The organism is Massilia sp. (genome assembly GCF_031995545.1).
Lineage (GTDB): Bacteria > Pseudomonadota > Gammaproteobacteria > Burkholderiales > Burkholderiaceae_D > Telluria.
On sequence record NZ_DAMAGA010000045.1, the window covers coordinates 1 to 18726 of the forward strand.

Consider the following 18726-nt stretch of genomic DNA (forward strand, 5'->3'; position numbering starts at 1 on the left):
CCCTCATCTTTCCTCCTGCAGCTCCCCGGTGTAGAGTACCGACCTCACACCCCAGGAGTCCGCCTTGTCCGAGCCCGACCTGCAGCGCCGCTGCCACACGATCTTCCCCGGCCACCGCCCGCGCCGCCCGGCCGAGATGTTCGCGGCCATGGCCGCCTGGTGCGAGCAGCACGACATCGACCACGACGTCTACGGCAACGGCGCGCTGATCCAGGAGTTCGAAGCCAAGGTCGCCCGGCTGCTCGGCTTCGAGGCCGCCGTGTTCTGCATCAGCGGCACCATGACCCAGGTCACCGCGCTCCGTTTGGCATGCGAAGACCGTGGGAGCCGCCTGGTCGCGCTGCACCCGACTTCGCATATCTTCGTGCATGAACGCGGCAACCATCAGCTGCTCGATCACTTCCACGCACTGCCAACCGGCGACCGTCATCGGCCCTGGACCGTGGCTGACCTCGAAGCCATCCCAGACCACCTCGGCGCCGTAGGCCTCGAGATTCCGATGCGCGAGATCGGCGGCCAGCTTTCGACCTGGGACCAGCTGGAAGCGATCAAGCAGCACTGCCAGGCGCGCGGCACCCACCTGCACATGGACGGCGCGCGTCTGTGGGAAGCGGCCGCCGGCTACGGCCGCCCGGTATCCGAGATCGCGGCCGGATTCGATTCGGTCTACGTCTCGCTGTACAAGGGCATCGGCGGCCTGGGTGGCGCCATGCTCGCCGGCGGCCACGCCTTTGTCGCACGCGCCGCCGAATGGTTCCGGCGCCAGGGCGGCAACGTGATCCACCGCTCTCCGTACGTGGTCGCCGCCGCGATGCAGTTCGACGCGCGCATCGCCGCCATGCCGGACTACTTCCGCCGTACCGAATTCCTGTACGAAGCGCTGCGCGAGCATCCCGCGCTGCGCGTCAATCCGGCGGCGCCGCAAGCCAACATGCTGCACCTTCACCTGCCGGTCAGCCGCGATCGCGCGCTGGCGGTACGCGACACGCTGGCGCGCGAGCACGGCATCTGGATGTATAGCCGTGCGGTGCATGGCGCCCTGCCCGACACCGCGGTGGTCGAGATCTATGTCGGCGAGAACCTGATGCTGATGAGCGACGAGACGCTGCGCGGCGCTCTGCGCCTTTTCACGCAGCATCTGGAGGGTGACTGATCGACAATGATAAAATGGCGCGCTGTTTCATCCAGTTTCATCTACCTACCGCAATGCGCCAATATCTCGAATTCATGCGCCATGTAAAAGAGCATGGCGCCATCAAGACCGACCGCACCGGCACCGGCACCCGCTCGGTGTTCGGCTACCAGATGCGCTTCGACCTGCAGCAGGGCTTTCCGCTCCTGACCACCAAGAAGGTGCACCTGAAGTCGATCATCCATGAACTGATCTGGTTCCTGCAGGGCTCGACCAACATCGCCTACCTGAAGGAAAACGGCGTTTCGATCTGGGACGAATGGGCCGATGCCGAAGGCAATCTCGGTCCGATCTACGGCTACCAGTGGCGCAACTGGCCTACCCCGAACGGCGAGCATATAGACCAGATTTCGCAGGTGCTGGACCAGATCCGCAACACGCCCGATTCGCGCCGCATGATCGTCTCGGCCTGGAACGTGGCCAACGTGCCGCAGATGAAGCTGCCGCCATGTCACGCGCTATTCCAGTTCTACGTCGCCGACGGCAAGCTCTCGTGCCAGCTGTACCAGCGCAGCGCCGACATCTTCCTCGGCGTGCCATTCAACATCGCCTCGTATGCGATCCTGACCCACATGATGGCGCAACAGGCGGGCCTCGAAGTGGGCGACTTCGTCTGGACCGGCGGCGACTGCCATCTGTATTCGAACCACATGGAACAGGTCGAGCTGCAGCTGTCGCGCGAGACCCGCGAGCTGCCGCGTCTGGTCATCAAGCGCAAGCCTGATTCCCTGTTCGACTATCGATTCGAGGACCTCGAGATCGAGGGCTACGACCCGCATCCGGGCATCAAGGCGCCGGTCGCGGTGTAACAGTACAGGACGGCGCGCGCGCCGTCCTGATCGTGTCCCCTGTTCCGACACGTAGCGCCCGCGCAATCGTGCCGATATTTGGTATGCTCCAGTCCAGCATGACCATTTCGACTTTTATCGTACTTCCCCTATTCGGCCCGCTCGCGGGTCATTGTTTTTTCAGGATCGTGACATGACGCCGGAGCCGCTCGCACAACCCTCACTGAACGAGGCGGCGGACGAACCGCTTCAGTCGTCATTACTCACCCTGGCGATCACCGCCGACCCGACTACTGGTTACGCCGCGATCCAGAACAACATCCCGGTGCTGCGCTCGATCACGATCGCCAACGCCGGCGCGTCACCAATGCACGACGTCGAACTGACGATAGCCTGCACGCCGGCCTTCGCGACCGGCGAGCGCATTCGCTTCGAGCGCATCGAAGCCGGCGAGACGCGCACCGTGTCGCCGGTGGACCTGAAGCCGGACCATCACTATCTGGCATCGCTCGACGAGGCCGAGCAGGCCAGCCTGCAAGCCACGGCGCGCGTCAATGGACAGGTCGTCGGCCACGCCACCAGTCCGATCGAGGTGCTGGCCTACGACGGGTGGCCCGGCATGCGCGCCCTGCCCGAACTGCTGGCCGCATTCTGCATGCCCAATTCGCCGGTGGTGGACCGTCTGCTGGCCAAGGCGTCGATTCTGCTACGCGGCGCCGCGCCCGATCTGGCGCTGAGCGGCTACCAGACCCGTAACCGCGAACACGTGTGGAAGCAGGTCTCGGGCATCTACAGCACCATCGCCGGCGAGGAGCTGCACTACGCGAATCCTCCGGCTTCCTTCGGCAGCAACGGCCAGAAGATCCGCACGCCCGAGCGCATCCTGGACGGGCGCATCGCCACCTGCCTCGACCTGGCCATGCTGTTTGCCTCCTGCCTCGAGCAAAGCGGCCTGCACCCGGTGGTGCTGTTCAAGGAGGGCCATGCCTGGGTCGGCGTCTGGCTGGTCGAGCAGTCGTTCCCGACCGGCTGCATCGACGACCTGCAGGCGGTGCGCAAGCGCGTCGCCTCGGGTGAGTTGATGGTGTTCGAAACCACCATGGTCACCCAGTCGCAGCACGTCAGCCTGCGCTCGGCCTGCGCCAATGGCGACGCCCATCTGGCCGACGAAGCCGGTTTTATCTGCGCAATCGATATCCGCCGCGCGCGTGAATTGCAAGTGCGCCCGCTGCCTTCGCGCGCTGCGCCGGGCAGCACCGCGCTGCCCGAACTGGACCACGCAGCGCCCGCCATTGAAGAGATGCCGGCCCTGCCGCCGCTCGACCCGGCCGCGCTACCGGGCCGCGACGCCGGCAATGTCGACACGCCCGAGGGTCGCCTGGCCAAGTGGAAGAGCCGCCTGCTCGACCTCACGCTGCGCAACCGCCTGCTCAACTTCAAATCGTCCAAGACCACGCTGCGCGTGCTGTGTCCAGACCTGGCGGCTTTCGAGGATGCGCTGGCCGAAGGCAAGGATTTCAGGATCCGCGCCATGCCGCAGCTGATGGCCGGCGCTGCCGCGCCCGATAACCGCGACGCCGCCGTCTATACCGCGCGCCACGGCGCCGACCCGCTCGACGTGCTGGCGCAGGATGCGCTGGGCCGCGGCGAGATCGTCGTCGATGTCGCCGAAGACGTGCTCGATGCACGCCTGCTCGAGATCTTCCGCGCCGCCTCGACCGGCTTGGAAGAAGGCGGCGCCAACACCTTGTACCTGGCCTTCGGCTTCCTGCAGTGGAAAGAGGAGCCCAGCGCCGAGACCACGCTGCTGGCGCCGATCCTGCTGGTGCCGGTGACGCTCACCCGGCAGTCGGTGCGCAGCGGTTTCCGCCTGACGCGCCACGACGACGACGCCCTGGTCAATCCGACCCTGCTGCAAAAACTGGCCCAGGATTTCAGCCTGCGCCTGCCGTCGTTCGATACCCTGCCGCTGGACGACAAGGGCCTCGACGTCGGCCGCATCCTGCAGACCTTCCGACTGCACGTCGGCGAGATCAGCGGTTGGGAAGTTCGCGACACGGTGGAACTGGGCATCTTCTCGTTCACCAAATACCTGATGTGGAAGGACTTGCAGGACCGCCAGCAGCAGTTGATGCAGAACAGCGTGGTCGCGCACCTGATCAACAACCCGGGCCAGGCCTTCGCCAGCGAAGGCATCGGGTTCGACCCGCGCACGCTGGACGACACCTTCCGCCCGCAGGAAGTGTTCGCGCCGATGCTGTCCGACTCGTCGCAGCTGCGCGCGATTCTCGCCGCCAGCGACGGCAAGAACCTGGTGATCGAGGGGCCGCCGGGCACCGGCAAGAGCCAGACCATCACCAACCTGATCACGCACCTGCTGGCGACCGGGCGCAGCGTGCTGTTCGTATCCGAAAAGATGGCGGCGCTGGAGGTGGTGCACCGGCGCCTGTCCGGTATCGGCCTGGGCGCGTTCTGCCTGGAGCTGCATTCGTCCAAGGCGCGCAAGGCCGACGTGCTCAAGCAGCTCGGCAACGCCCTGGACGCGGCCGGCGAACGTGGCGTGCGCGAATGGGAACGCGAGGCCGAGCGCCTGTGGGCCTTGCGCCAGGATCTGAACGGCGTGGCCGCGGCCCTGCACCGCATCCACGACAACGACCTCACCGTGTATGAGGCGATCGGCGCCACGGTCGCGCATCGTGACTGGCAGCCGGCGCCGATGGCGTTCGGGCGTCACGACACGCACACGCGCGCTGAACTGGACCGCCTGCGCGAGACCTGCCGCCGCATGGCGACGCTGGCCGGGCGGCTCGATACGCTGGCAGACAATCCGCTGGCGATGATCGGCTGGCGCGACTGGACCCCGGCCTGGGAGCAGCAACTGCTGCAGGCCGGCGCCGCGCTGGAAACGGCTACGGAAAAGCTGCAGACCGCCGCCGCGCAGTTCTTCGGCCTGCTCGAGCTGGACCACAGTGGCCTGGCGCACGCCGAGCTGGCGATCCTGAACCAGCTGGCCGACATCCTGCTCGCGGCCCCGCGCATGCCGGCCGGTGTCGCGCGCGCTGCGCATGACGAAGCGGCGCGCACTCGCCTGGCCGCACTGGCGCGCCACGGCGCGGCGCGCGCCGCCGCCTGGGATACGCTCGGCGGTGCCTACCGCGACGATGTCGCAGCGCTCGATGCCGGCGCCCTGCGCCAGGAATGGGCGACAGCGCAGCAGACCTGGTGGCCCAGGAGCTGGTTCGCCAAACGCACCCTGGTCGCGCGCCTGCGTGCCTGCCGCGCCGACGGTGGCGCTGTAGCGCCGGACGCGGTGCCGGGCGTGCTCGATGCGCTAGCGGTGGTCAATGCCGAAGACCGTGTCCTCAACAACATGACCGGTGAAGCACGCGAACTGCTGCAGGATGAATTCAGCGGCCATGGCACCGACTGGAATCTGGTCGACAATGCCGGCCTGTGGGCCGCGCGCTTCGCCGACGCGGTAGAGCGCCTGGCCGTTGCCGATGCCGATCTGCTGGCTGCTCTGCAGGCGCGCCTGGCGCCGCTGGTCGCCGAACGCCGCGCCCAGCTCAAACCCGGTATGGCCACGGCCAACGTGATGCTGGCCTACCGCGATGCCTGGCGCACGTTCGAGGAGCGCCGTAACGCGCTCGAACGGCTGGCTGCCAGCCCGTCGCTGGCCGAAGAGGAATACGGCGCCGCCGGCGTTCTGGCGCGTATCCAGGCCATGCTGCAGGGCTGGCGCGTGGCGGCGCGCCAGTTGCAGCCGTGGTGCCTGTGGCGAGGCGCGCGTGGTCAAGCGATCGAGGACGGCTTGCACGGCATCGTGCAGGCACTAGAAGCGGGCCGCGCGCCGCTGGCGCAAACCGCCGAGTATTTCGAATTCAGCTATCGCAGCTGGTGGCTGCGCGAGGCGATCGGCGCCGAGCCGGTGCTGCGTGCCTTCTCGAGCGCCGACCACGAGCGCAAGATCGCCGAGTTCCGCGTCGCGGATGAACGCTTCCAGAAACTGACGGAGCAGTACGTGGCGGCGCGGCTGGCGGCCCGGGTCCCGGCCAGCACCGGCATGGCGCCGAGCGCCGATTCCGAAATGGGCAAGCTGCGGCGCGAGCTGCAAAAGCAGAAGAAGCACATGCCGATCCGCCAGCTGGTGCAGAACCTGCCGACCCTGATGCCGCGCCTGAAGCCTTGCCTGTTGATGTCGCCGCTGTCCGTGGCGCAGTACCTGGACGCCAACCATGCCCAGTTCGACGTGGTGATCTTCGACGAGGCGTCGCAGATTCCGGTATGGGATGCGGTAGGAGCGATCGCGCGCGGGCGCCAGCTGGTGTGCGTGGGCGACACCAAGCAGCTGCCGCCGACCAGCTTCTTCAACCGCGGCGACAGCGACGACGGCGACGGCGCGGACGGCGACCTGCAAGACCTGGAAAGCATCCTCGACGAAGCGCTGAGCATCGGCCTGCCGAAACTGACGCTGCAATGGCACTATCGCAGCCGTCACGAAAGCCTGATCGCGTTCAGCAACGCGACCTATTACGACAATGCCCTGATCACGTTCCCGTCGCCGTTCACCGAGGACACCGGCGTGCGCTTCCAGCGCGTGCACGGTATATATGACCGCGGCGGCGCGCGTTCCAACCGCGCCGAAGCCGACGCGATCGTGCGCGCGGTCGAAGCGCACTACCTCGATCCGGTGCAGCGCCGGCGCAGCATCGGCGTGGTAACGTTCAATCAGGCGCAGCAAAGCCTGATCGAGCGCATGCTCGACGAACGCCGGCGCGCCGTGCCGCAGCTGGATGCGGCACTGGCCCAGGCCACACAGGAACCCCTGTTCATCAAGAACCTGGAGAACGTGCAGGGCGACGAACGCGACGTCATCTATTTTTCGATCACGTATGGTCCCGACGCCGCCGGCAAGGTCAGTCTGAACTTCGGCCCGCTCAACCTGGAAGGCGGCCATCGCCGCCTGAACGTGGCGATCTCGCGCGCCCGCCAAAATGTAGTCATCTTCAGCACCCTGGTGCCGGAACAGATCGACCTGTCGCGCGTGCGCGCCAGCGGCGTGCGCGACCTGAAGCATTATCTGGAATTCGCGATCCGCGGTCCGCGCGCGCTGGCCGGGCAAAGCCTGCCGACCGGACGCGAGCCGGACAGCCCGTTCGAGGCCCAGGTGATCGCGCTGCTGCGCCAGAACGGCTGGGAGGCACATCCGCAGGTCGGCGTGTCCGGCTACCGCATCGACATCGGCGTGGTCGATCCGCGCGCGCCGGGACGCTACCTGCTGGGCGTGGAGTGCGACGGCGCCAGCTATCACTCCGGCGCCACGGCGCGCGACCGCGACCGCCTGCGCCAGCTCGTGCTCGAAGGCCTGGGCTGGGAGCTGCACCGCATCTGGTCGACCGACTGGTGGCTCGATCCCGACGCACCTGCGCGGCGCCTGCTGGCCCGCCTCGAACAACTGGCCAGCCAGCCGCTCGAGCAGGAGCCGGCGCCGCCGGTCGAGCAGATTGCCGAGCCCGAACCGGAAACTGCCGCAGCAACGCCCGCCCAGGCCCCCGGCCTGCCCTACTATCGCGTCACGGCGCTCGAAGGCGGCGCGCCCGACGACTTCCACGAGCGCGCCGCCCTGGCCACCCTGCGCGCGCAGCTGGTCAACGCGATCGAGCTCGAAGGCCCGATCCTGCGCGAGCTGCTGTTCCGGCGCGTGGCCCGCGCCTGGGGCCAGCCACGCATGAGCCGGCGCATCGAAGAGCTGCTCACGCGCCTGGCGCCCCATGCGCCCGACAGCGCCGGCGTGTACTGGCCGCGCGACGCCGATCCCGCGACCTGGGACGGCGTGCGCATCCCGTCGCCAGAGCCGGAATCGCGCCGCGCAATCGACGAGATCAGCCGCGAGGAGCTGGCCAACGCCGCGCTCCACGTGCTGCAGCAGCAAGGCAGCACCTCCGTCGACAGCCTGGCGCGCGCTGTGTGCCGGCTGTTCGGCATCGCCCGCACCACCGCCGACGCCGAAGCGCGCATCGTCGGCGCGCTGGCGCACGGCCGCGCGCCCGGCCTGATCGCGCTCGACAACGGCGTGGCGCGCATCAACGCGCAGCCTTGACACCTAGCCGCCAAACAACCACCATGCCCTGCTTTCATTGATCGGATCTCCCCATGACCAGCCAGCCGCCGCAACTCACCCTCGTCGTCGCCGTCGATGCCAACAACGGCATCGGCATCGACAACCAGATGCCATGGCACCTGCCCGAGGACCTGGCCCACTTCAAGCGCGTCACGCTGGGCAAGCCCGTGATCATGGGCCGCAAGACTTTCGACTCGATCGGCCGTCCGCTGCCGAAGCGGCGCAACATCGTCATCACCCGCAACAGCGAATGGTCGCATGAAGGTGCCGAGGCCGCGCCCTCGCTCGAGGCGGCGATCGCGCAACTGGACGGCGCGCCGGCCAGCATCATCGGCGGCGCCCAGATCTTCGAACAGGCCATGCCGCTGGCCGACGCCATGATCGTCACCCACATCGAGCAGGCCTTCGCGTGCGATACCTTCTTCCCGCCGATCGACCCTTCGATCTGGGTCGAAACGACGCGTGAAACCCATCAGGACGAGGCCAAGGGCCTGCGCTACGCCTTCGTCACCTACGCCCGCCGCGCCGTAGTGGCAGAGCATTCCAGCTAGAGTGCGCCGCCGATCCCGTTCTGTGGCTAAGCTGGCAAAATAATTGCACCGGGATCCGCGATTTCTGCGAAAATCCGCTTCTCATTTTTTACCGGTGCCGTGCGGCGGCCGGGCCTTCCGGATTGAGCCGGGCAAGGGCCCGCCGCCGACACGGCGCTTCGCATTGGAGCTGTCGATGAAATTTCGTTTCCCCATCGTCATCATTGACGAGGATTTCCGCTCGGAGAACACCTCCGGTCTCGGCATTCGCGCACTTGCTGCCGCGATGGAACAGGAAGGCATGGAGGTCGTCGGTGTGACCAGCTATGGCGACCTGTCCCAGTTCGCCCAGCAGCAGTCGCGCGCATCCGCCTTCGTGCTGTCGATCGACGACGAGGAATTCGGCGGCGGTTCGATCGAGGAGACCGACACCGCGCTGCTCGGCCTGCGCGCGTTCGTGAAGGAGATCCGCCACAAGAACGCCGACATCCCGATCTATATCTACGGCGAGACCCGCACCAGCCGCCACATCCCGAACGACATCCTGAAGGAGCTACACGGCTTCATTCACATGTTCGAGGACACCCCGGAATTCGTGGCGCGCCACATCATCCGCGAAGCCAAGGCTTATCTGGACAGCCTGGCGCCGCCGTTCTTCCGTGCGCTGGTCAACTACGCCTACGACGGTTCCTACTCGTGGCACTGCCCGGGCCACTCGGGCGGCGTGGCTTTCCTGAAGTCGCCGATCGGCCAGATGTTCCACCAGTTCTTCGGCGAGAACATGCTGCGCGCCGACGTCTGCAACGCGGTCGAAGAACTCGGCCAGCTGCTGGACCACACCGGCCCGGTCGCCAAGTCGGAACGCAACGCCGCGCGCATCTACAGCGCGGACCACTGCTACTTCGTCACCAACGGCACCTCGACCTCGAACAAGATGGTGTGGCACTCGACCGTCGCCCCGGGCGACATCGTGGTCGTCGACCGTAACTGCCACAAGTCGATCCTGCACTCGATCATCATGTGCGGCGCGATCCCCGTGTTCCTGATGCCGACCCGGAATCACCTCGGCATCATCGGCCCGATCCCGCTCGAAGAGTTCACGCCCGAATCGATCGCCCGCAAGATCGAAGCCAATCCGTTCGCGCGCGAAGCCGTCAACAAGAAGCCGCGCATCCTGACCATCACCCAGTCGACCTACGACGGCGTGGTGTACAACGTCGAGACCCTGCGCGAAATGCTGGACGGGAAAATCGACACCCTGCACTTCGACGAAGCCTGGCTGCCGCACGCCACCTTCCACGACTTCTACAAGAACATGCACGCGATCGGCCAGAACCGTCCACGCGCCAAGGAGTCGATGATCTTCTCGACCCAGTCCACGCACAAGCTGCTGGCCGGCCTGTCGCAGGCGTCGCAGGTGCTGGTGCGCGAATCGGAATCGGTCAAGCTGGACCAGGATGCGTTCAATGAGGCTTACCTGATGCACACTTCGACCTCGCCGCAATACTCGATCATCGCCTCGTGCGACGTTGCCGCCGCGATGATGGAAGCGCCGGGCGGCACCGCCCTGGTCGAGGAATCGATCCTGGAAGCGCTGGACTTCCGCCGCGCGATGAAGAAGGTCGATGCCGACTACGGCGACGACTGGTGGTTCCAGGTCTGGGGACCGGACAAGTTTTCGGAAGAAGGCATCGGCACCCAGGACGACTGGATGATCCGCGCCGAAGAAAACTGGCACGGCTTCGGCAAGCTGGCACCGGGCTTCAATATGCTCGACCCGATCAAGGCCACCATCGTGACTCCGGGCCTGGACCTGTCGGGCCAGTTCGGCGAGACCGGCATCCCGGCATCTATCGTGACCAAGTACCTGGCCGAACACGGCGTGATCATCGAGAAGTGCGGCCTGTATTCGTTCTTCATCATGTTCACCATCGGCATCACCAAGGGCCGCTGGAACACGCTGGTGACGGCGCTGCAGCAGTTCAAGGACGACTACGACCGCAACCAGCCGATGTGGCGCGTGATGCCGCAGTTCGCCGCGGCCAACCCGCGCTACGAAACCCGCGGCCTGCGCGACCTGTGCACCGAGATCCACCGCTTCTACGCCGAGCGCGACGTAGCGCGCCTGACCACCGAGATGTACCTGTCGGACATGATCCCGGCCATGAAGCCGTCGGACGCATTCGCCAACATGGCACACCGCAAGATCGAGCGCGTGGCGATCGACGAGCTGGAAGGCCGCATCACGGCGATCCTGCTGACGCCTTATCCGCCGGGTATTCCGCTCCTGATCCCGGGCGAGCGTTTCAACCGCACGATCGTGGACTACCTGCGCTTTGCGCGTGACTTCAACGAGCGCTTCCCGGGCTTCGAGACCGACGTGCACGGGCTGGTCAAGCGTGAAGTGGATGGCAAGCGTGGTTACTTCGTCGATTGCGTGAAGCAGGACGAAGTGTGATCGAACACGTTTGATATGAAAAAGGCCCGGAGCGATCCGGGCCTTTTTTTTGTAGGGTTGGCGGCGGAGCCACTAACCCTACGCTATCAGGTCTTCGGCAGCGTTACGCCGTGCTGGCCCTGGTACTTGCCGCCACGGTCCTTGTACGAGGTCTCGCACACTTCATCGCTTTCGAAGAACAGCACCTGCGCGCAGCCCTCCCCCGCGTAGATCTTGGCCGGCAGCGGCGTGGTGTTCGAGAACTCCAGCGTCACATAGCCTTCCCACTCCGGCTCGAACGGCGTCACGTTGACGATGATGCCGCAGCGGGCGTAGGTCGATTTGCCGAGGCAGACGGTCAGCACGTTGCGCGGAATGCGGAAGTATTCGATGGTGCGTGCCAGCGCGAACGAGTTCGGCGGGATGATGCAGACGTCGCTCTTCACATCGACGAACGAATTCGAATCGAAGTTCTTGGGGTCGACGATGGTGCTGTTGATGTTGGTGAAGACCTTGAATTCGTCGGCGCAGCGGATGTCGTAGCCGTACGACGAGGTACCGAACGAGATGATGCGGCGACCATCCTGTTCGCGCACCTGGCCCGGCTCGAACGGCTCGATCATGCCGGTGCTCTCCGCCATGCGGCGGATCCATTTGTCGCTCTTGATAGTCATTGTCGGTTTCCAGGCAGGGATGAAAATCCCGCGATTCTACTTGAAAACGCGCTTGAAATGGCGAACGGAGCGCCAGATCACGACGCCAGCAGCCTGCCGATCATCGTGTGCGCCAGGCGCGCCGTCTCGGCCGGCTTCTCGAGCGGGTACAGATGACTGCCCTCGATCATGACGAGATTCTCACCCACCAGCCTGCGCGTCGGTCCCAGCGTGGCCTGGCGCAGTTCCTCGGAATCGGTACCGGCGATGAAGCCGACCGGCACCGGAAACGGCTGCTTCAGCACCTTGCCCATGCGGTGCGGCAGCGTGGCATAGATCGCGGTCTCGACCTCGCGCGTGAAGCGCAGCGTCACGCCCTCGGCATGCGGCACTAGGCCGTGCTCGAGATAGTCGTCCAGCGCGCCCGGGGCCCAGGCCTGGAAGATCGGCTTGGCAATGAAGTGCTGGTGCGCGGCCTCGCGGCTCGGCCACAGGAAGCGCCGCTTGTGCGAGAAGCGCGCCGGCGACAGCCGTTCGCCGTAGCCGAAGCGCTTGGCCAGGCGCCATACCAGTGCGCGCCAGCCGCCGACTACCGGCGAATCGAGCATCACCACGCAGCGCGCCAGATCGGGACGGCGCGCCGCCGCCATCGCGCACAGCATGCCGCCCAGCGAATGGCCGACCAGGATCGCTGGGCGTCCGTAGCTTTCCAGGTGGGCCAGCAGTTCCTCCACCAGCGACTCCCAGCCATCGCCGACCGGGTAGCGCGGATCGTGGCCGTGCATGTCGAGCGTGCGCACCTCGTAGTGCTCGCCCAGCGCCTGCAGCAGGCGCGCATAGGTGCCGGCCGGGTAGCTGTTACCGTGGGCGAAGTGCAGCAGCGGCTTGGTTGCGGTGGCGGTCATTGGTGCGGGACGGTGGTGGAACTCGACGGGCCATTGTACTGGCTGGCACCGTCCCGCGAACCGCCGTTAGAGTGAAACCCCTACTACCAAAGTCGCGGTATAGCCCTGGGTCGCGTTGCCGCTGACGGTCGCCATCTGCAGCGTGGTACCGTCGCTGAACACATTGTCGGTGGCGTAGCTGATGCGCGACAGGTTGCTCACGCTGCTGCCGTAGCCGCTGGCGGTATAGGCTTCGTTCAGGGTCGCCATCGGGAACGTGAACTGCGAGGTCTTGACGCGGTTGGCGGCGCTGCCGGCTTTCGCCAGCGTCGGGTACACCTCGAAGTGCACGTGCGGCATGCGACCGTCATAGCAGCCCGGGAAGATGGTGGTGAAGGTGACCCAGCCTTCGCTGTCGGCTTCCTGCACCCCGCGCAGGTAGTTCTCGTTCACGATGCCGTTCGAGTACATCGAGTAGCCACCTTCGCGGGTACAGTGCCACAGATAGATCGCAGCACCCGGCGCCAGCGTGCAGCCGGTGGCCACGTTCACCAGCTGCAGCCGGATCGTCAGCGGCACCCCGGCCGCCACGCCGCTGGCGCCGGCGATGCTGGCGCGGATGTCGCTGCGCACGATGCCCGACAATACCAGCGCATTGGCCACGCCGTTGGCGTTGCGGTTGGTGCCGTCGCCCGGATACGGGCCGCCGGTTTCTTCCGGAATCACCGAGCAGGCGGCGCTGGTGGCGCCGGTACTGCCGGTGCTGTTGCCGGTGGTGGTCGAGGTCGAGATGCCGAAGCCATCGTCGCCGCTGCTGCCGCCGCAGCCGGCCAGCGGCAGCATGGCGGAGCCGGCGCCGGCGAACAGCCAGCGCAGCGACTGGCGCCGGCTGGCCGGTTGCCCCAACAGGCGTTCGAGGTCGGCCGACAGGCCGTGATCATGGTCGTGCATGGCGTCTCCTTGCGAACCGAGGCTCATTTGCGCGCCTCGCCGGAATCGGCGCGCGATGGGCGGCGCTGGCCGTCCTTGTTGCCGTCCTTGCGCTCGCCCTTACGGCCGGTGCGCGCCGGACGGTCATCCGTGTCTTCACGCAGCTGCGCGCGCTGTTCCGGCGTCAGCACCGCCATCAGCTGGGCATCGGTGCGCAGCTTCAGCAGCTCCTGCTCGGCGATCGCGCGGCCGAAGGCTTGCGCGTGGGGGGTGGCTGCGGCGGCGTCGAATTCGGTGCCGCCCGCCAGCGCGTGCAGGGCGTCATGCGCCTTGCGCTCGGCCTTGTCGAGTTCGCGCCGCTTCGGCGCCTGCTCATGCAGGATCGCGAACACGCGGTCCTGCTGCGCTTCGCTCAGGTCCAGGCCGCGCAGGAAGGGCGCGCCGGGGCCGAAGCCGGGACCGGCGTCGGCAGGTAGCGCTCCGCCGGGCGGCATCGGTTGCGCGTGAATGGCGGGCGCCGCGAGCAGGCAGGCCGCGAAGGCAGCGGCGACGGCGGTACGGATGGGATGCAAGGTCATGGTGTCCTCCAGTGTTTTGGAGCTCGCATTCTGTTGCGTGCCGATGTAAAGCGCGGCCAAGCGGCGTAAATCCGCGTAAAACTTCGCGCGCCGCGGCGGACCAGCGCCCCGCACTTTGCTATCCTGTCGCCATGAATCACGTATTACTCATCGACGACGACGTCGAACTGGTCGGCATGTTCGCCGAATACCTCGAGCAGGAAGGCTTCCAGGTCACGGTCGTGCACAATGGCGAGGACGGCGTGCGCGAAGCGCTCGGCGGACGCCACGCCATCGCCGTATTGGACGTCATGATGCCCGGCATGAGCGGTATTGAAGCGCTGCGCCAGATCCGCGCCGCCAGCCGCATCCCGGTGCTGATGCTGACCGCGCGCGGCGACGACGCCGACCGCATCCTGGGCCTGGAACTGGGCGCCGACGACTACGTACCGAAGCCCTGCACCCCGCGCGAACTGACCGCGCGCGTGCGCGCCATCCTGCGCCGCACCCACGCCACGCAAGACAACGGCCCGGGCGTGACCCTCAGCGTCGGCAAGCTGACCATGATCCCGGAACAGCGCCGCGCCACCTGGGACGGCAAGGCGCTCGACCTGACCAGCACCGAATTCAACCTGCTCGAAGTCCTGGCGCGCAACGCCGGACGGCCGGTGAGCAAGAACGAGCTGTCCGAACAGGGACTGGGCCGTCCGCTGGCGCGTTTCGACCGCAACATCGACGTCCACCTGAGCAGCCTGCGCCACAAACTGGGGCCATTGTCGGACGGCCGTTCGTGCCTGCAGACGATCTACCGCCAGGGCTACCAGCTGATCCGCGACTGAGATGGGCCGCCTGTTCTGGAAGTTCTTCCTGTCGATCCTGCTGGCTCAGGTGGCGGCCACGATCGGCATTGGCGGCGCATTCTGGCTGCGCGACCAGGCGCGCCAGCGCCCTGCTCCGACCCTCGACAGCGGCCCGCCGGCCGCGATCGCGCTCGACGCCGCCGCCGCCACGCTGCGCCACGGCGGCCTGCCGGCGCTGCGCCAGATGATCGGTGAAGTGCGGCGCCCGCAGATCTACGTGCTCGATGAACAGCAGCGCGACCTGCTCGGCCGCAGCGTGCGTCCCGACCTGCTGGCACAGGCCGAGCGTATCCTGGCCTCCGGCGATGCCGAAGGCGAAGCGGCGGCGCGGCGCCTGCGCGCGCCCGACGGCGCGCAGTACCTGGCGTTCGTGTCGCGCACCTACGGCCGCCCGGAAGGCGCGCGCGGCCGGCGTCCGGACGGACCGGGCCCCGGCCTGATGCCGGGCATGGACCCGGGCTTTGGGCGCCGCATCGGCCAGATCGCCGGCATCGTCGCCGCCGTGCTGGCCAGCCTGCTGTTCGCGGCGCTGCTGGCCTGGTACTTCTCGCGTCCGATCCGCGCCCTGCGCAGCGCCTTCGAGGCGGCGGCCGCGGGCGACCTGGCGCCGCGCTTCGCGGCCGGCCCGAAAGGCAGCGACGAACTGAGCGACCTGGGACGCGACTTCGACCGCATGAGCGGCCAGCTGCGCGCGCTGATGGACGGCCAGCGCCGCCTGCTGCACGACGTCTCGCACGAGCTGCGCTCGCCGCTGGCGCGGCTGCAGGCGGCGGTCGGCCTGGCGCATCAGCAGCCGGACAAGGTCGCCAATTCGCTCGAGCGCATCGAACGTGAGAGCGTGCGCATGGACAAGCTGGTGGGCGAGCTGCTGACGCTGTCGCGCCTGGAAGCGTCGCCCAAGGTGGCGCGGCGCGAGCCGGTCGACCTGACCGAACTGGTGGACGCGATCGTTGGCGACGCCCGCTTCGAAGTCACCCAGGCTGGCAAGGCGCGGACCGGCATCGTGGTCGACGCTCCCGGACCGTTGCCGGTCGAGGGCGACCCGGATTTGCTTTGGAGCGCGATCGAGAACGTGGTGCGCAACGCGATCAAGCATGGCGCGCAGGGCGGGCTGGTCGAAGTGGTGCTGCGCGCCGGGAGCGGCACGGTGCAGGTCGAGGTCCTGGATCGCGGACCGGGCATCGCACCGGGCGATCTGCCCGCCATTTTCGAGCCGTTTTTCCGCGCCGGTGCGTCGCGCACGGGCGTGGACGGTCATGGATTGGGACTGGCCATTGCGCAGCGCGTGGTGCATGCGCATGGCGGCACGATCGCGGCTGCCAATCGCGACGAAGGCGGACTGCGGGTGACGATCACGCTGCCGTTCGGCCACGGCAAAGCGGCGGCATAAGCAAGGCGGCGCGCGCATCATCTCCCATGCCAATAACGGGCGTTCGTGTCGCGCCAGGCACTGCTGGCAACTCCGTGTCCGGCGCCGAACTGCAGCGTGACTGCGCCGCGCTGGTCGGTGCGCATGCGTTCGATGCCCATCTCCGCGTAGCGCGCATAGATCTCTCGTTTGGGGTGCCGGTAGCGATTACGATGTCCTACCTGGAAAATCCCTAGCGTGGGCGACACCGCGCGCAGGAACCCGACGGTCGACGAAGTGCCGCTGCCATGGTGCGGTGCCAGCAGGACGTCGGCGCGCAGGCGTTCGTCGCCGCCGCGCAGCAGCGCTGTTTCCTGCGCCGCTTCGATGTCGCCGGCGAGCAGGATCGCCTGGCCGCCGGTGGCGATGCGCAACACGCAGCTGCGGGCGTTGGCTTTGAGCCTGGTGTCGGCGTAGCTGGCCGGCTCGGGGCCGAGCATCTCGAAATCGACGCCGTCCCAGTGCCACCATTGCCCCGCAGTGCAGCGCCGATGCGACTTGGCCATACTCAGCAGCGCATGATTGTCCGGCAGCGACGAGGTCACCGCATCGACCTGCACCGCGCCCAGCAGTTCGGACGCGCCGCCGACGTGATCGAGGTCGCTGTGCGACACCACCAGCGCATCGAGTTGCCGGATGCCGCGCCCGCGCAGGTAAGGCAGGATCACCCGCGTGGCGCCGCTGGCGCCGGGCGCGTACTGCGGGCCGGTATCGTACAGCAGCCGGTGATGCGGCGTTTCGACCAGCAGCGCCATGTCCTGGCCGACGTCGAAGGCGGTAACGGTGAACTGGCCGGCGGGCGGCGTGGCGGGCAATTGGGTCAATAGCGGCGTCCAGGCGGCAAGACCGGTCCAGCGGTGCGGCCAGCCACGCGGCGCCAGCATCCACGCCGTGCCGATCAGCGCCAGCAGCAGGATCCAGCCGGATGGCGCGGGCGCGGTCCATACGGCCAGTGCCGGCGCCGCGAACCAGGACAACAGCCGCGCCAGCAGTTCGATCGCGAGGTGCGCCGTGCCCAGCACCAGGCCGCTCAGCGGCGCCGGCAGTACGCTGCCGATCAGGGCCAGCGGCGTGACGAACAGGCTGATGACGGGGATCGCGATCGCGTTGGCGAGCGGGCTGACCAGCGACACCTGGCCGAACAGCAGCAGTGTCAGCGGCGCCAGGCCGATTGTCACCGCCCACTGGGTACGCGCGCCCAGCGCAAGCGAAGCGCGCCAGCCGCGCGTCTGCATGCCGACGCGGCCGCTACAGGCGTACAGGATGGCGGCCACTGCGCCGAACGACAGCCAGAAGCCGGGCCACAGCATGGCCCAGGGGTCGAGCACGAGCACCACGCCGAGCGCCAGGCACAGCACGTGCGAGCTCGATGCGATCCGACCGCACCAGAGCGCGATGGCGACCACCGCCAGCATGTAGAAGGTGCGCTGGGCCGGCACGCCGAAGCCGGCCAGCAGCACGTACAGCAAAGCGGTGACGGCGCCAGCCAGGGCTGCGGCTTTTTGTGCGGGCAGGCGTAGCGGCAGTTGGGCGTCGGTCAAGAACGAGCGGCGCCACAGCATCGAGACGGTCCACGCGGCCAGGCCCGCCACCATCGTGATATGCAGACCGGAGATCGACACCAGGTGGCTGATGCCGGTGCGGTTGAACACGTCCCAGTCGTCCTGGCCGATGCCGCGCTGGTCGCCGATCACCAGCGCGACGATCACGCCGGCGTAAGGCTGTCCGGCCAGCGCCTCGAGGATGCGCTCGCGCAGCAGGCCACGGATGCGTTCGACGGCGTAGCCCGCGCCCATGACCCACGTATCGAGGCGTGCGTTCTTGTGCCCGGCCGGGCGCACGTAGCCGGTGGCGCGCACGCCCTGCTCCAGCAGCCAGGCTTCGTAGTCGAAGCCGTGCGGGTTGGCGTTGCCGTGCGGGCGCTGCAGGCGTACCACCAGGCGCCAGCGTTCGCCGGGGTGAATACTGTCCGGATCGCTGGCCTGCTCGCCGTACCAGGACAGGACGACCTTCGGCGGGACTGTCGCGCCTTGCGTCTCGACCCGCTCCACGTCCAGGTGGAAGCGTACGCCACCGTCGAAGCGATGCGGCAGGCTGGCGACGATGCCGGTGACGGTAATGTCGCGGCCTTCGTCGGCATGGGGCAGCGCGTCGGACAGTGCCAGGTGGGCGACGGTGGCGGCCCAGCACAGGCCGCACAGGAAACCGGTTGTGATCGACCGTGGAATGCCGCGCAGGAGAAGCATCGCCAGGAGTGCGGCGCTGGCGCAGGCCAGCAGCACCGTCCATGACGGCAAGCTCGACTGGACCTGGATGCAGCAGGCGCCGGCGCTGAAGGCAAGGATGGCGCAGCGCATGGGGAGGCG

General features: G+C 67.4%; 12 protein-coding genes. 7 read left to right on the forward strand and 5 right to left on the reverse strand.

The features are described from left to right. Positions 1–64 precede the first annotated feature (64 nt). The 5 genes from RTQ83_RS21395 (at position 65) to RTQ83_RS21415 (ending at position 11089) form a co-directional block, all read left to right on the forward strand. Positions 65–1153, forward strand: a complete 1089-nt coding sequence (locus tag RTQ83_RS21395; protein WP_312519162.1) for a beta-eliminating lyase-related protein — start codon at positions 65–67, stop codon at positions 1151–1153. A 53-nt stretch (positions 1154–1206) separates the two neighbouring features. Further along, positions 1207–2001: a thymidylate synthase gene (gene thyA / locus RTQ83_RS21400; protein ID WP_312519164.1), complete on the forward strand. Its 795-nt coding sequence runs from the start codon at positions 1207–1209 to the stop codon at positions 1999–2001. Positions 2002–2173: 172 nt separating this feature from the next. Then, positions 2174–8080, forward strand: a complete 5907-nt coding sequence (locus RTQ83_RS21405) for a DUF3320 domain-containing protein (RefSeq protein WP_312519167.1) — start codon at positions 2174–2176, stop codon at positions 8078–8080. Positions 8081–8133: 53 nt separating this feature from the next. After that, complete coding sequence (locus tag RTQ83_RS21410; protein WP_312519169.1) at positions 8134–8652, forward strand: dihydrofolate reductase; 519 nt, start codon at positions 8134–8136, stop codon at positions 8650–8652. 175 nt (positions 8653–8827) lie between these two features. Further along, positions 8828–11089: an arginine/lysine/ornithine decarboxylase gene (locus RTQ83_RS21415; RefSeq protein WP_312519172.1), complete on the forward strand. Its 2262-nt coding sequence runs from the start codon at positions 8828–8830 to the stop codon at positions 11087–11089. A gap of 86 nt (positions 11090–11175) precedes the next feature. Here the strand turns inward: RTQ83_RS21415 and dcd are convergent, their stop codons facing one another. The 4 genes from dcd to RTQ83_RS21435 all read right to left on the reverse strand — a co-directional run bounded on the left by dcd (position 11176) and on the right by RTQ83_RS21435 (position 14113). Beyond that, positions 11176–11742, reverse strand: a complete 567-nt coding sequence (gene dcd / locus RTQ83_RS21420; RefSeq protein WP_290420490.1) for a dCTP deaminase — start codon at positions 11740–11742, stop codon at positions 11176–11178. Positions 11743–11819: 77 nt separating this feature from the next. Next, a complete protein-coding gene (locus RTQ83_RS21425; RefSeq protein WP_312519177.1) occupies positions 11820–12626 on the reverse strand; it encodes an alpha/beta hydrolase in 807 nt (268 codons plus the stop codon). 66 nt (positions 12627–12692) lie between these two features. Further along, positions 12693–13556, reverse strand: coding sequence for an intradiol ring-cleavage dioxygenase (locus RTQ83_RS21430; RefSeq protein ID WP_312519179.1), 864 nt, complete (start codon positions 13554–13556; stop codon positions 12693–12695). A 23-nt stretch (positions 13557–13579) separates the two neighbouring features. Next, entirely contained in the window at positions 13580–14113 is a 534-nt protein-coding gene (locus RTQ83_RS21435) for a Spy/CpxP family protein refolding chaperone (RefSeq protein ID WP_312519181.1), read from the reverse strand. 131 nt (positions 14114–14244) lie between these two features. On the opposite strand from RTQ83_RS21435, the gene RTQ83_RS21440 reads away from it, so the two are divergent. Beyond that, on the forward strand, positions 14245–14931 hold the full coding sequence (locus RTQ83_RS21440) for a response regulator transcription factor (protein ID WP_312519183.1): 687 nt from the start codon (positions 14245–14247) through the stop codon (positions 14929–14931). 1 nt (position 14932) lies between these two features. Next, positions 14933–16342: a sensor histidine kinase gene (locus RTQ83_RS21445; RefSeq protein WP_312519185.1), complete on the forward strand. Its 1410-nt coding sequence runs from the start codon at positions 14933–14935 to the stop codon at positions 16340–16342. 17 nt (positions 16343–16359) lie between these two features. Here RTQ83_RS21445 and RTQ83_RS21450 read toward each other — a convergent pair whose 3' ends face one another. After that, positions 16360–18717: a DNA internalization-related competence protein ComEC/Rec2 gene (locus RTQ83_RS21450; protein WP_312519188.1), complete on the reverse strand. Its 2358-nt coding sequence runs from the start codon at positions 18715–18717 to the stop codon at positions 16360–16362. Positions 18718–18726: the final 9 nt, after the last annotated feature.